The sequence below is a fragment of the Chryseobacterium sp. JK1 genome, from assembly GCF_050632815.1.
Lineage (GTDB): Bacteria > Bacteroidota > Bacteroidia > Flavobacteriales > Weeksellaceae > Chryseobacterium.
Genome location: NZ_JBODRU010000001.1, coordinates 1,229,355 through 1,242,762, shown reverse-complemented (window position 1 = coordinate 1,242,762; position 13,408 = coordinate 1,229,355). Strand labels below are relative to the sequence as shown.

Below are 13,408 nucleotides of genomic sequence, written 5' to 3'. Positions count from 1 at the left end.
CAACATCATGAGTAAAAGAAAATTAAAGATAGGAGTTATAGGTACAGGAGCCATCGGTTCCTATTACGGCATCATGTTATCCCAGATGGGTCATGAGATCCACTTTCTGTTGCACAGCAGTTATCAGGAAGTAAAAGAAAACGGATTATTGTTAAAATCGGAAATTCACGGTGACATTCTGCTTTCTTCTCCTCAAATCTACCAATCTGCTGAGGATATGCCGATATGCGAAGTTGTGATTGTTGCTTTGAAAACAATACAGAACGAAACTGTTTTAACGGAAGTTTTGCCTTATGTAACTGATGATAAGACAACCGTTATACTGATTCAAAATGGTATGGGTATGGAACAGGATATGGCCTCTTTATTTACCGAACTGCAATTTGCCGGAGCTGCGGCTTTAATAGGCTGCCACAAAGAAAAAAACGGTATCATCGTACATGAAGGATATGGGGCTATAGATTTTGGAAGTTTTAATCTAAAAAACACAGAGATTCTTCATCAACTGTCGGAGGAATTTACCGATTTTGGAATTCCTTCTTCGGTGCAGGATCTTACCATTTTAAGATGGAAAAAGCTCGTTTGGAATATGACCTTTAATGGTCTTTCTGTAGCGCTGAATTCTACAACGGATATTTTATTGGAAAAATATGAAGAAAAATGTAGAATCATCATGGATGAAGTGGCAAAAGCCGCAGGATCTCAAGGAGTCATCATTCCTGAATCTTTTATCAATGGATTGATTCCGTTTACCCGAGAAATGGGCAGCTATTCTCCAAGTATGAAGCTCGATTTTGAAAATTACCGCCCGATGGAACTCGAATATATTTATGAACGACCCATAGCTGCTGCAAAGAAATCAGGGATTGAAATGCCGCAGACTTCTCTTCTTTATCATGAACTTTGGCTGCTTCAAAAAAAGCATATTGCAGAGAAAAAACTACAGCAGAAATAAGTTTTCAGAGTCTTGATTTTAACCTGCTTAACGTTTCCTGAGAAATATTAAGGTATGAAGCAACCATTTTATTAGAAAGTCTTCTTACAATAATGGGATTTTCATCCAGGAGCTGGCGGTATTTTTCAAGAGCATCCTGAACAAGAAAAGACATTAGTCTCTTTGTATTGTTCACGTAAGCCGTTTCCAAATATATCCTGTAGAATTTTTCCCATTGAGGAATAATATTCAAAAGATGATAGAAATTTTTATGGGTAATATAATACACTTCTGAATCTTCCACCGCCTGAATACATTCGTCAGAAGGTTCAGAAGTGATAAAACTGGTTAAAGCCGTAGCAAATTGGTTTTCAAAAGCAAAATATCGTGTAGAATCCTGACCTTCTTCGTTGATGAAAAATATACGGAGACAGCCGGAGACTACAAAAAAAGTTCTCTGGCTGTTCTGTCCGCTGTTAAGGAGCATTTCATTCTTTTTTAACTGAATAGGTTTAAAATAAGAAAGAATCGTTTTCAGTTCTTCATCTGTGATAGATATTCTCTTATTAATGTATGTAGTTAAAAGTTCGTGCATGTAAGCAAAAGTAGTGATAAATGACTTTGCTTACAATTTCCTTACCTTTTTTCACTAGCTCTCTGCCTGTCCGGATCTCCAATACGAACAGGCGTAAAGTCCGTGAGAATCCCATTCCAATGTTTTTTTGAAATAGTCGCGCAGGTCATGAACCGTTTGATATTCAGCAGCGATAAACACGTATTTTTTGGAGATCCCGACTGGAAATTGAACTTGTCTGGTCATATCAGCCAACGTACTTCCATTTTCGGGAGATGAATTATGAAGCCAGTCCACAGAGATATCTGCCGCAGAACATAGAATGAGTTCATCTTCTTTACCATGCACTTCTAAAAGTACTTTTGCTGTTACATATGATGGCAATTGTTCTACAATAGCGCAGATTACCGGCAATGCAGTAGCATCTCCTACAAAAAGATAAAAATCCGCCTCTGGTACCAACACCTTTGAGCTTTCTTTCATTCCTATTTCCAATGAATCTCCGATTTTTGCTTTTGATGCCCATGCAGAAGCAGGTCCATTATCTCCGTGAGATACAAAATCGATTATTAGTTCTCTTTTTATAAGATCAATTTTACGATTGGTATAAGTACGGATCAATGGTTCTCCATTTTCCGTGGATGGAATAAAGATTTTATTATTAGTTCCCGATTGCACATGAGCCAACAGTTCAGCCTGAGCATCATCAATATTGAACACCACACGGATAAGATGCGGAGTAAAAAACGCCTTGCTTTTAACCTTGAATACAGACCGTACCTTCTTTGTTGTCATTACATTTGTTGTCATCAATTTTTTGTATTTATTTTTTGTTAAATAATAGAATAATAAGAGACAGAATACAGCTTATTCCTCCAAATAAATAGACCGACTGATAATCCAGCCAACCAGCTACCAATCCTGCAATAGGCCCGGCAAGCCCTAATGAAAGGTCAACAAATGCAACATAAGCTCCTAAAGCCGTTCCTCTCATTTGAGGTTTTACTTTCTGAATCGCCATCACTCCCAGAGCAGGAAAAACGAGTGAAAAACCAACACCTGTTAATCCACAACCCACAATGGCCATTGCTTTGGAAGCAGAAGTCCAGATCAGTACCTGCCCGATTACCTCAATGATTAAAGAAATAGATGCAATTCTGAACCCTCCGTACTTATCGGGAAAAGAAGCAAAGAAAATTCTTGTCAAGACATAACATACCCCAAAAGTCATAAATGCCAGTGAAGCGTCTCCCCAATTTTTTTCATTGAAAAATAGAGAGATAAAGGAAGCAATACAACCAAAAGCCATGGAAGAAAATGCAAGACTGAGTCCCTGTCCCGATATGGCACCAATAACCTTATAAAAAGGAGTTCTGACATGTTCTTTATCTACCGGAATGGAAGGTAATTTTGCTGTAGACAGCCAACTTACAAGTGGAAGTAATGCCATAAGAACAAAAGCAGGTAATATTCCGTAATCTTTGCTCAGCCAGATGCTTAGAGGGGCTCCAATGGCAATTCCTGCATACATGGCAATTCCATTCCATGTCATTACTTTACCTGAACTGGAAGGGCCTACAAGACCTATTCCCCAGGTTAATGCTCCTGTTACAAGAAAACTTTCTCCCACTCCATGAATGATTCTTGCCATCAGTAAAAAGCCAAGGGCCCAGAATCGATCTGCCTGTAATAATATGGCTAAAATATAGCCTAACCCTGCAATTACTGCCAGAATAATCCCTAGCATTTTACTCTTCTTTGCCCCTTTGATATCTGTCATCTTTCCGGAATAAGCACGGGTAAGGAGGGTTGCAAGAGATTGAAGTCCAATAACCAAACCTATCATAACACTGTCAAATCCCAAATTTCCCTGAACAAACGTTGGAAGCACTCCCAGCGCAATCCCTATCGTAAGATACACTGCAAATACCGAAATGATAATAGGAGCAGTTGCTTTATAGAAGTTGATGGTTTGTCCTCTTTCTAATGTAATACTCATAATTCTTTTATTTTTAATGATCGGGTGCAAAGGTCTTTCTAAGTAGGGTACGAAACTTTGACTTAGATCAAAAAAGGAAAAATATTCACTATGAGACACAAAAGACCTTTTTGTTGTAAAAAATCAATGAAAATCTAAAAATAAAAGAATGTAGTGATTTAATATGTTTGTTTAAACTTAACCACATAAAAGAAGGATAATTTCTAAGGCTGGATTCCTTCGGAATGACAAACAGGACGTTGAGTGTATCCGTACACTTTGTCATTCCGTAGGAATCTAAACATTATATAGTTTTCAAACACTTTAAAAAGGATAAGGAATACCGCACAATGAATTTCATAGAGGATGAAAATCCTTGATTTTCAACAAAACTTCAGTGTACTTCTTATACCCAAAGTAGATAGCTTAAGTGTTTAAAAAAGCTTTTGTGACTTTTAACTTCGTTGAATCTTCGATTTGCGGTTTAATAAAAAGTTTAAACAGCTTTACTACAAAAATTTTAAATTATATAATCGGCAAAACTAAATATCTCAAATTTTTAAACAAAATATCCAAAAAATCTTGACAAATGTACACAAAAAAGGCATCCTTTTTGGATGCCTTAGCTCTATTTATTCTTATCATATAAGCCAGAAGCAAAGCCGCTAAAATCTTTCTCATCAATCCATGAATCAAGACAGAAGACATTCGTTTTTATTACTTCTTTAGATATAATAACTTGACTGTTATTTTTCATTGAAACACCTTGTAAAGCCTTTCCACAAATAGTTTTAGGATTACCTTTTACTTTGACAGTATCTCCAATTATAATAATTGACGCCTGTACACCTATAGCAGGATATTCATATTTCCTTAATTTATTTTCATACCTGACAAAATAACAAGGGGGTGCTATTTTTATTTTACCTTCAACATTAATGCTATCTGATATTATGCGTAGCTCGGCAATCCCGTTATTATCAATCAATTCAAAAACAACTCCACTCACATTAACTGTATCCGTTACAATTGGTTTGATGAAGGTATTTGCTATTTTGGAATCAGCCTGTTTAGGCTTTTGTTCATTTTTAATACAGGAGTATGCACTAAAAAATAATACTAAATATATTATTATCCTATTCATAGCTAAGATATTACATTCCAAAACCAAATTTCTGTACCTAACGACATGTATTTTTGTCCTCCATCTAAAACACCCCTCATTTCAAGACCATTCCATAAATCAATGTGATCAACACCTCCATACCATCCATCTTTAATAAAAATAATTCCTTTATGTTTGAAACTTTTGTGATTCATTTTAGGATATTTCTTTCTTGAAAGCTTAACGGCATTTCCAAAAATTTCTGGATGCATATCCATCAATTTTGCTAATTCTTCAGCCCTTAAAAAGTGTTTAAAACCATCTTCGTGCTTTTCCCAGCATTTAACCCCATGAAAAGAAAGCAAATCCACTTTAGACTTATGGAGAGCTTCACTCATTCTTATTGCGCATTGATTTGGGATAATGCAACATTACAAGGATGGGACCCTTTTCCTGGATGATCTTTCCAAAGTTCTTCAAATCTTACCATAATAGAAAATTTTTTTGAAACAATATAACAATTATTTTCTATTCAAATTGAGGTGATTTAAATAATAATACCACTGTCTTTTATTTTCTTTCTAAGCATGGTATTTTCTTCCTTTAATTGTGCATTTATACGTTTATGTAGATTGATTTCATCTTCCAGTAACTTCACTTTTCTGTCAGTAAGCTCTGAAAACTCTTTAAATTTCTCCTCATATCTGGGCTTGAGATCATCCAAAGCTGATAAACGTAAGCCCGAATTTCGAAATCCTAAAGAAAACCCCCATCAATTGAAGGATAATTATTTTTACTTAAAATAAATAATATTTAAAAAAAATCCCCATATAATGCACTACATAATATAATTTTTACTTATATTTGTGAATCGAAATAATTTTTTTTCATCATTTGTGTTTTTTTAAGGTCTCCACTCTTGGGGACCTTTTTATCTTTATCGAGTCTATAATGAAGAATTTGATGCTTATCTGAAAAAATAACAAAATGTGAAATAAGGAAGTTACTGAAACACTGGAAACACCTTTATGAAGGCTATTGCGTAAAGTTCAACATTCATATAAGTCCCTTTTACAGGTTTAAATTTTACCCTTTATTTTTTATATTAATTTATATTTTTCACAAAGTCCGTTGGGCGAAACTGCATTACCGACTGAAAACTTCTTGTATAAGCCTGTATGCTCTTATATCCTACTTCATAGGCGGTTTCAGAAATGGTGAAATTTCCTGAACTTAGAAGTTCAAGACTCTTGATAATACGAAGCATTTGCTGATATTTGATCAACGTCAACCCTGTTTCTTTTTTAAAAATACGTTCCAGAGTACGCAATGATAGCAAAGCGGTATCTCCCAGTTCTTCAATTCTGATCTCATGACGGTAATGATGATGAAGATATTCAATGACTTTGGTGAGACGTTTATCTTTGGGAAGACAGATATGGAGTTTGAACGAATGTTCCACAAACTGAGGAAGTTCATTAAAAAGAGCCTTTAGAAAAAGAGTTTCATTATCATCTTTAATAAATAGTTTTGACCATTTTTCAGCATATTTTATCATTTCTTTCAGAACCGGCGGAACAGAAAATACATTCACTTCGTTGTAGAAAGGAGTTTTTCCGTCTGTATCAGCAAACATGATCATCAGTTTGATCTTTTCAGAGTGAGAATTGGTTTTATGAACAGCATTGGGCGGAATCCATACGGCATGATTCTGTGGGAGAAGATAAATTCTTTCCTCAATGGTAATATACTGAAAACCACTTTCCACATATACAAGCTGGCCTTTTTGATGATGATGAAGAACATCATCGTGAACCCAGTTTTCTTCAAACCAGACAAAATAAGGTTTATTCAATTCATCAACTTCGATATTGCTGTGGGTACTCATGTCGTTTTAGGTTAAAACTTTGGCAAAATTAAACAAAATTACTGTGCTAATTTTGCACAAAAGTTTTTATCATGATGAAGAATGAAGTAAAAAAAGATGCTTCTTATGTTTTATTAATCATTAATGTTCTGGTTGTTATCCTTATTTCAAGCAACCTCCGCTCTCCTATTGTTGCTGTAGCACCCGTACTTGGAGAAGTAAGGGATACATTGAAACTGGATAATTTTCAGGTCAGTTTGCTTACCTCTATTCCACTTTTTATGTTTGCTGTATGTTCTGTTCTGGTAAGCAGATTTTCAAGTAAATTGGGGATCAGTAAGCTATTGTTGTACTCTTTGATCATTTTAAGTTTTGGTCTGTTTCTGAGAATTACCGGTTCTCTTTGGCTATTATTTTTAGGTTCTATCTTTATTGGTTTAGGAATATGCATCGGAAACGTTGTCACTCCGGGATATGTTAAGAATAACTTTCCCAAACAGATAGGAATTATGACCGGTATTTTTGCTGTATCGATGAACCTTACAGCAGCTTTAGCATCGGGTTTCAGCGTAAAAATTGGAGAATGGACAGGGTTTGGATGGCGTGGATCTTTAGGAATCTGGCTGGTAATTGCCGCTTTGGCATTTCTGGTTCTGATTCTGGAATTTATTTTCAACAAAAAGAACGCGGATCAGCCTAAAGCTGCAATCAGTACATCAGATTTTAATATGTTCAAATCTTCCCAGGCATGGAATATCAGTATATTTATGGGGCTACAGTCTTTATTTTATTATTGCCTGGTTGCCTGGCTTCCTTCATTTCTTGCAGATTATCATATGCCGAGTGAGAGCTCAGGATGGGTTTTCTTTGTGATTCAGATTACCATGATCCCGGTAACATTCTGCTGTCCTATTATTGCCAGTAAAATGAAAGATCAGCGACTGATGATCGTTTTTGTCTGCACTCTAATGTTTGCCAGTACGATGATGTTTGTATTTATGAAATCTAACTGGATCTATGTAAATGCTGTTATTATAGGCATTGCCAACGGATTATCTTTCAGTCTTTCTATCCTGTTTTTTTCGACGAGAACCAAAAGCAGCATCAATGCCGTGAAGATCTCCGGAATGGCACAATCTGTAGGTTATCTGATTGCAGCGTTTGGTCCGCCGGTATTTGGAAAACTGCATGATTGGGATGCTTCCTGGAACACCTCATTTTATTTTATGAGTACTGCAGTATTAATTATGTTCTTTTTTGGAATAAAAGCTGCCAAAAACAAATTTGTAGAGGATTAAAAAAATAAGCCCCGAATACTTTTTGTAAATCTAAAGGTATTCGGGGCTTTTTTATTGTATGTAAAAGATGTAGAATCTTATTTTGAGCCTTTCAGAGATTTTAATTTTGCAGCCAGCAAACTGCTCACTTCTACTGCAATATTTCTTTTCCCTGCTTCTACCGATGCAGAAGAAATACTGGCATTAATTTCCGGGATATAAATAGCGTCGGTTCCCAAACCACCACCATGGTTATAAGCCATCATTCCTCCACTTTTAATCTTTCTGATTCCCAGGCAATAATTGATCTCCAAATTGGGTGGAACGTCCGTATACATCAATTGTAATACTTTCGGATCTTTAATCACTTTTCCGGTAAACAGCATTTGGAAAAACTGAGCCATTTCTTTCACGTTGGAAGCTATTCCGCCACCACCATAGAGATCCCATGATGGGTTTAGATCTTTGATCTGCCAATCAAACTGTCTCCAATACTGATTGACCAGTGGCAGTGAAGTTTCCGGCTTTTTTTCCAACTGAATAAACCATGTATTTTTAATTCCCAGTTTTTTATAGTTCAAAAGGTTTCTTAAGGCTTCATAGAATGGCTTTCCTGTTTTCTGTTCGATAATTTCAGAGATCAGAACATAATTGATGTCAGCATACCTAAAAACAGTTCCGGGCTCCCCCACTTTTTTCTCTTTTCCGGCCAAAGCAATCTGTTCATCTCTTGTCCAGTTATAGGTTTTATGCGTAGTGATAAAGCTGAAATAATTTTCCGTCACATAATCATTGATGCCTGCAGTATGTGATAAAAGGTGGCGCAGATTTATCTTTTCTACATCATACCCATCATCAGAAAGAACTTTTAAAGTCTTTGCGCTGAGAAGATTCTTGATGGGAGTATCAATGCTCAGTGTACCGTTTTCTACCAATCTAAGAATCGCCGCAGCCATGTAAGGCTTTGTTGTACTGGCAATCAGAAGAGGTTGAGCGGGATCGATAGGTTGTTGATTATCTTTTCCGTTTTTTCCTACAGCATAGCTCCATGAGATTTTATGGTCCGGAGATTCTACGTCAACAATCAACCCAATCATTTCAGGATGGGCATTGTATGTGGAATCTACTATTTTTTTGAACAGGGCCTCTGTGTTTTGTGCAAAAACATGAGCACTGAAAGCTACTGAAGCAGTGATTGAAAGGATGAGTTTCATAAGAATCGATTAGACGCAAAAATATTAAATCTTTTCTTTAAAAAAGTGCGTCAGGCTAGGAAAGAACAACTTGTTCATCATCATTTAATACAAAACATCTTTTTTCAAATCCTTTTTCATTAATTTTTTTCTGAATAAAGTTTCTATCTTCTTTACAATGGCTCACAGCTTCAAGGTGAGTAATCCATACTGAAGCCTCCGGGGCATATTCGCAGACTTTAATAATATCTTCACTTGTCATAATAATAGGATCTCCCATGGAAAAAGCCGCCGCCCCGCCGGCTACAATAATATGCTGAGGTTGATACCTACTGATCTCTGCTGCAATATCATCATACCAAATACTATCTCCAACGATGTAGACGGATTCTTTTTCTGTCTTCAATACAAAACCGTTTACCAGTCCCATTTTCTCACCGATCTCCCCGGTTCCGTGCTGTCCTTTCGTGATAAAAATTTCAATATTGTTCCAAAGGATGGAAGTATTGATTGGAATAATATGTAAAAAACCCTGTTGAGCAATTTGGTCTGCAATAATTTCAGAACACAGGATAGGTGTATTCTTATCAATAAGCTCTATTGCCCTGGCATCCCAGTGATCCGGATGAAGATGGGTAACTGCAACGGCATCTACTGTTTGTAATTTTTCTATCAGCTCTTTTTCACTGAAAGGAAGATCTACCAAAGGATTCAACATTTCGTTATCTGTCATGGGAAATACTCCTAGAGATCCTTTTTCTCCAAGCATAGGGTCTATCAGTATAGAAGTTCCGTTAATATTCAGTTCTAATGTGGCGTTACGCCAAAGGTGTAATTTCATTTTGTTTACATTTGTATTACAAAATTATGGTGAGATCCGGGTAGAACAATCGAGGGTTACCAAAAGGTTAACCATATACATTCAAGTAATTTATGAATTTTGAAGAATTTAAAAACTGTGGTTTGAGAAAAAGCCTGGATATTCTCTCAGGAAAGTGGAAACCATTGATTTTGCACAGTCTTTTCGAGGAAGAAAAGGTACGTTTTGTGGAGCTATGGAGAAAAATGCCTAGAGTGTCCAAAAAAGTACTTTCCGAACAGCTGAAACAGCTGGAAGACGACCATATCATTCAACGGATTGAAGTATATAATTTTCCTCCCGAAGTGTATTACAAACTGACCGAAAAAGGAGAAAAACTAGGTCCTATATTAACTGAACTGCATACATGGGGCAGTGAATTGAATTCATAACAGCGTATTTTACACTCAGACAAAGACTTTTAAAAAGACTGTCTAGGTGATATTTTGAATGATTCCAAGAAGATTTTATATATTAGCCCAAAATACAAAAGTTGCTTCTATTTTAATAAAAACTATAACCTTACCATTTTACAAATGAAAAGAATTATTATTTCAATTTGCTGTGCATGTTGTACCTCGGTTATTGCACAGATTTCTCCACCAACTCTTCAAAGATCGATTACTCCTTCCCGCGGATTGACGATCAATACAAAAAAAAGTACGTTAATTGAAAAGCGGACTACCCATTTAAGTAAGTTCAAAAATTTAAATATTCAGAAAATTGTTACGAAAGATGTGGCGGATAATTCATCAGAAAGCCTTTTGGGAATTATGTATGAATATGAAACGTTTGATGAGATCTCAAGAAAAACACTGACTATTGATAAGAATGAACTTGGTAAATTAATTCAGGCTCTTCAAACCATGGAACAGAAAGAGAATGAAAAAAACAGTCAGGAAGCAAAGTATAAATTTGTAACGACCAATAATATTGAATTTGGAAGTGTTTATCGTGAAAAATCTTCCAGCTGGGCTCATTATATAAAGATTCCTTCTTCTTATTACCATCAGAATTTAACTGAATTTTCTAAAGAAGAATTGAAGGAACTCATAAAGATGCTAAAGAATGCTGAACAGGAACTGTAAAGCTTTGTTGTAATCTATTTTACAACCTTATGGACTTCAAAAGTCTATAAGGTTGTATAAAATTAATCTCCGAACTGATTCAGAACTTCCAGAATATTCTGATAAACAGATTCCAGCTCTTCAGCTGTGATACAATATGGCGGCACCAAATACAGTACATTTCCTAGTGGACGCATAATGATTCCTCGCTGTAAAAACTCCTGGTAAAGCTTTTTCCCTATTTCATTAAAATAGGAAGTTCCATCCCCTGTTTTAAAATCAAAAGCTAAGATTGTTCCGATCTGGCGGGCATTTTCTACCTTAGAATGATTGGAAAGCTCTTTTAAAAATGCTGAATGCTGATGGGTGATCCGTTTGATGTTCATTTGAGTCTCTTCTTGAAGCAGCAGTTCCATACTGGCCAAAGCGGCAGTACAGGCTAGAGGGTTAGCAGTAAAAGAATGGCCATGGAATAACGTTTTATGATGATCTTCCGATAAAAAGGCATTATAGATATCATCTGAACAGGAGGTAACACCCATAGGCATCGTTCCGCCTGTTAAACCTTTTGAAAAACACATAATATCTGGTTTTTCCGTCAGATAATTGGCCGCAAAAAAGTTCCCGGTTCTTCCGAATCCTGTAAAAACTTCATCCTGAATCATCAGAATCCCCTGCTCTCTGCAGATCTTCATAAGGTTATCCAGATCTTCTGCTTTGTACATCAGCATTCCGGCAGCTCCCTGAACCAAAGGCTCGTAGATAATACAAGCTACTTCATCAGCAAGCTCTTGCAGCTGGATCCTTAATTCATTTATATTTTCAGCATTGGGCGTATCTATAAAAATAACTTCAAACAACATACTTTCAAAAGGTTGTGTCCAATAGCTTTTTCCGCTTACCGACATCGCTCCGAAAGTATCTCCATGATAAGCATTTTTGAAGGCCAGGATCTTAGTTTTCTTTTTGTCCTGATTATGAGCATATTGAATACACATCTTCAAAGCAACTTCCACAGCTGTAGATCCATTATCCGAATAAAAAATTTTTTTCTGATTAGAGGGAAGCAACTTCAGCAAGTTTTCTGAAAGCTGAACAGCCGGCTCATGGGTAAAACCTGCAAAAATAATCTGTTCTGCGGTATTTAATTGTTCAAAAACGCGTTGCGCAATATAAGGATGTGAATGCCCATGCAGGGTAACCCACCATGAAGAAACCACATCCATATATTCTTTTCCGTCTTCATCATAAAGATAAAGTCCTTTCCCTTTTACAATAGGAATAATGCTGTCGGCAGTCTTCATTTGTGTATAAGGATGCCAGTTGACAGCTTTATCTCTTTCCTGAAGGCTGGTTGATGTTATTGTATCCATGTATTGATATCGTATGTATGAAGAATGATGAGTTTGGGAATATTAATCTGAAGATAAAAAAACAGTTATTCCTATCTCCCATATTACATATAACCATCATACTATCAGTGTAATAATTCAGAAAGCAATGTTACAACACAGGTAAGAATGCTCGTTATTAAAATTCCTAAACTCATAACTCATTATTTATAATTATTTAGCAGCAGGTTTCTTTTTTCATCATTGGCTTAAGACCTAGAGTTTGCAGCATCTGCATATCTTCGGATACCCCCGGATTAGGAGTTACCAGAAGGGTTTCTCTTTCACCGGTAAAAATAGAATTGGCTCCTGCCATAAAGCACCATGCCTGCTCCGTTTCATCCATTTCTATACGTCCTGCACTTAATCTCACCATTGAAGACGGCATTACAATTCTTGCCGTAGCAATCATTCTTACCATTTCCCACGTATCTACTTTTTCATTGTTTTCCAAAGGTGTTCCTTCTACCCTTGCCAATGCGTTGATGGGAACGGATTCCGGATGTTTAGGCATTGTTGCCAGTGTTAAAAGCATTGAAATTCTATCTCTATGGGTTTCTCCAAGCCCGATAATTCCACCGGAGCACACTGTAATTCCCGCTTTACGAACATTATTGATCGTATTGATTCTATTGTCAAACGTTCTGGTAGAGATAATTTCTTCATAATACTGTTCTGAGGTATCAAGATTATGGTTATAAGCGTATAAACCTGCTTCCTGAAGTCTTACAGCCTGTTCTTCCGTAAGCATTCCCAACGTACAGCAAACTTCCAGTCCAAGATCATTTACTCCTTTTACCATCTCAATCACTCGGTCGAAATCACGGTTATTACGAACCTCTCTCCATGCTGCAGCCATACAGAAACGGGATGATCCGCTGTCTTTAGCTTTCTGTGCATGGGCAATAACTGTTTCTGTAGGCAGTAAAGCCTGTACTTTGATATTGGTATGATATCTGGCTGCCTGTCCGCAATAAGAACAATCTTCCGGGCAACCTCCTGTTTTGATGGATAATAATGTGGAGATCTGTACCTCGGAAGGATCGTGCCATTCTCTGTGTACAGTTGCTGCTTTATAAATCAGTTCCATGAGAGGTAAATGGTAGATTTCCTCAATCTCTTCTTTAGTCCAGTTGTATCTAATTTCTGTTTTTTGATCCATT

General features: G+C 36.4%; 15 protein-coding genes. 4 read left to right on the top strand and 11 right to left on the bottom strand.

Going from position 1 to position 13,408, the window contains the following annotated elements; translation table 11 throughout:
• Window positions 1-7: 7 nt before the first annotated feature.
• Window positions 8-955, top strand: coding sequence for a 2-dehydropantoate 2-reductase (locus ACQ76T_RS05465; protein WP_431342321.1), 948 nt, complete (start codon window positions 8-10; stop codon window positions 953-955).
• A 4-nt stretch (window positions 956-959) separates the two neighbouring features.
• On the opposite strand, the gene ACQ76T_RS05460 is transcribed toward ACQ76T_RS05465, so the two are convergent.
• From ACQ76T_RS05460 to ACQ76T_RS05430, 7 genes are all read right to left on the bottom strand, one after another.
• The gene (locus tag ACQ76T_RS05460; protein ID WP_431342320.1) at window positions 960-1,529 is read right to left on the bottom strand and encodes a Crp/Fnr family transcriptional regulator; all 570 of its coding nucleotides are present in this window, start codon (window positions 1,527-1,529) and stop codon (window positions 960-962) included.
• Between the two features lie 54 nt (window positions 1,530-1,583).
• Window positions 1,584-2,318, bottom strand: a complete 735-nt coding sequence (locus tag ACQ76T_RS05455) for a siderophore-interacting protein (RefSeq protein WP_431342319.1) — start codon at window positions 2,316-2,318, stop codon at window positions 1,584-1,586.
• Between the two features lie 13 nt (window positions 2,319-2,331).
• A complete protein-coding gene (locus tag ACQ76T_RS05450; protein WP_431342318.1) occupies window positions 2,332-3,507 on the bottom strand; it encodes an MFS transporter in 1,176 nt (391 codons plus the stop codon).
• A gap of 607 nt (window positions 3,508-4,114) precedes the next feature.
• A complete protein-coding gene (locus ACQ76T_RS05445; RefSeq protein ID WP_431342317.1) occupies window positions 4,115-4,630 on the bottom strand; it encodes a hypothetical protein in 516 nt (171 codons plus the stop codon).
• A gap of 2 nt (window positions 4,631-4,632) precedes the next feature.
• Window positions 4,633-4,995, bottom strand: a complete 363-nt coding sequence (locus ACQ76T_RS05440) for a T6SS effector amidase Tae4 family protein (RefSeq protein WP_431343717.1) — start codon at window positions 4,993-4,995, stop codon at window positions 4,633-4,635.
• 143 nt (window positions 4,996-5,138) lie between these two features.
• On the bottom strand, window positions 5,139-5,315 hold the full coding sequence (locus tag ACQ76T_RS05435) for a hypothetical protein (RefSeq protein WP_431342316.1): 177 nt from the start codon (window positions 5,313-5,315) through the stop codon (window positions 5,139-5,141).
• A gap of 381 nt (window positions 5,316-5,696) precedes the next feature.
• A complete protein-coding gene (locus tag ACQ76T_RS05430) occupies window positions 5,697-6,479 on the bottom strand; it encodes a helix-turn-helix domain-containing protein (protein WP_431342315.1) in 783 nt (260 codons plus the stop codon).
• Window positions 6,480-6,550: 71 nt separating this feature from the next.
• Between ACQ76T_RS05430 and ACQ76T_RS05425 the strand changes: the two genes are divergently transcribed.
• Complete coding sequence (locus ACQ76T_RS05425) at window positions 6,551-7,756, top strand: CynX/NimT family MFS transporter (protein ID WP_431342314.1); 1,206 nt, start codon at window positions 6,551-6,553, stop codon at window positions 7,754-7,756.
• 77 nt (window positions 7,757-7,833) lie between these two features.
• On the opposite strand, the gene ACQ76T_RS05420 is transcribed toward ACQ76T_RS05425, so the two are convergent.
• Window positions 7,834-8,949: a serine hydrolase domain-containing protein gene (locus tag ACQ76T_RS05420; RefSeq protein WP_431342313.1), complete on the bottom strand. Its 1,116-nt coding sequence runs from the start codon at window positions 8,947-8,949 to the stop codon at window positions 7,834-7,836.
• Window positions 8,950-9,004: 55 nt separating this feature from the next.
• Window positions 9,005-9,769, bottom strand: a complete 765-nt coding sequence (locus ACQ76T_RS05415) for an MBL fold metallo-hydrolase (RefSeq protein ID WP_431342312.1) — start codon at window positions 9,767-9,769, stop codon at window positions 9,005-9,007.
• A gap of 92 nt (window positions 9,770-9,861) precedes the next feature.
• On the opposite strand from ACQ76T_RS05415, the gene ACQ76T_RS05410 reads away from it, so the two are divergent.
• Window positions 9,862-10,179 (top strand): winged helix-turn-helix transcriptional regulator, encoded by a 318-nt coding sequence (locus tag ACQ76T_RS05410; protein ID WP_431342311.1) that lies wholly within the window; start codon window positions 9,862-9,864, stop codon window positions 10,177-10,179.
• A gap of 144 nt (window positions 10,180-10,323) precedes the next feature.
• Window positions 10,324-10,875: a hypothetical protein gene (locus ACQ76T_RS05405; protein WP_431342310.1), complete on the top strand. Its 552-nt coding sequence runs from the start codon at window positions 10,324-10,326 to the stop codon at window positions 10,873-10,875.
• Window positions 10,876-10,937: 62 nt separating this feature from the next.
• Here the strand turns inward: ACQ76T_RS05405 and bioA are convergent, their stop codons facing one another.
• Together bioA and bioB are read right to left on the bottom strand one after the other, a co-directional pair.
• Window positions 10,938-12,227, bottom strand: coding sequence for an adenosylmethionine--8-amino-7-oxononanoate transaminase (gene bioA, locus ACQ76T_RS05400; RefSeq protein WP_431342309.1), 1,290 nt, complete (start codon window positions 12,225-12,227; stop codon window positions 10,938-10,940).
• A 196-nt stretch (window positions 12,228-12,423) separates the two neighbouring features.
• Window positions 12,424-13,407: a biotin synthase BioB gene (gene bioB, locus ACQ76T_RS05395; protein ID WP_431342308.1), complete on the bottom strand. Its 984-nt coding sequence runs from the start codon at window positions 13,405-13,407 to the stop codon at window positions 12,424-12,426.
• Window position 13,408 lies beyond the last annotated feature (1 nt).

Excerpts from the sequence above, each read along its gene's own strand:
- ACQ76T_RS05445 (WP_431342317.1), bottom strand. The coding sequence starts at position 4,630 with ATGAATAGGATAATAATATATTTAGTATTATTTTTTAGTGCATACTCC.
- ACQ76T_RS05430 (WP_431342315.1), bottom strand. The coding sequence starts at position 6,479 with ATGAGTACCCACAGCAATATCGAAGTTGATGAATTGAATAAACCTTAT.
- ACQ76T_RS05410 (WP_431342311.1), top strand. The coding sequence starts at position 9,862 with ATGAATTTTGAAGAATTTAAAAACTGTGGTTTGAGAAAAAGCCTGGAT.
- ACQ76T_RS05450 (WP_431342318.1), bottom strand. The coding sequence starts at position 3,507 with ATGAGTATTACATTAGAAAGAGGACAAACCATCAACTTCTATAAAGCA.
- bioA (WP_431342309.1), bottom strand. The coding sequence starts at position 12,227 with ATGGATACAATAACATCAACCAGCCTTCAGGAAAGAGATAAAGCTGTC.
- ACQ76T_RS05460 (WP_431342320.1), bottom strand. The coding sequence starts at position 1,529 with ATGCACGAACTTTTAACTACATACATTAATAAGAGAATATCTATCACA.
- ACQ76T_RS05425 (WP_431342314.1), top strand. The coding sequence starts at position 6,551 with ATGATGAAGAATGAAGTAAAAAAAGATGCTTCTTATGTTTTATTAATC.
- ACQ76T_RS05405 (WP_431342310.1), top strand. The coding sequence starts at position 10,324 with ATGAAAAGAATTATTATTTCAATTTGCTGTGCATGTTGTACCTCGGTT.
- ACQ76T_RS05415 (WP_431342312.1), bottom strand. The coding sequence starts at position 9,769 with ATGAAATTACACCTTTGGCGTAACGCCACATTAGAACTGAATATTAAC.
- ACQ76T_RS05455 (WP_431342319.1), bottom strand. The coding sequence starts at position 2,318 with ATGACAACAAATGTAATGACAACAAAGAAGGTACGGTCTGTATTCAAG.
- bioB (WP_431342308.1), bottom strand. The coding sequence starts at position 13,407 with ATGGATCAAAAAACAGAAATTAGATACAACTGGACTAAAGAAGAGATT.
- ACQ76T_RS05465 (WP_431342321.1), top strand. The coding sequence starts at position 8 with ATGAGTAAAAGAAAATTAAAGATAGGAGTTATAGGTACAGGAGCCATC.
- ACQ76T_RS05420 (WP_431342313.1), bottom strand. The coding sequence starts at position 8,949 with ATGAAACTCATCCTTTCAATCACTGCTTCAGTAGCTTTCAGTGCTCAT.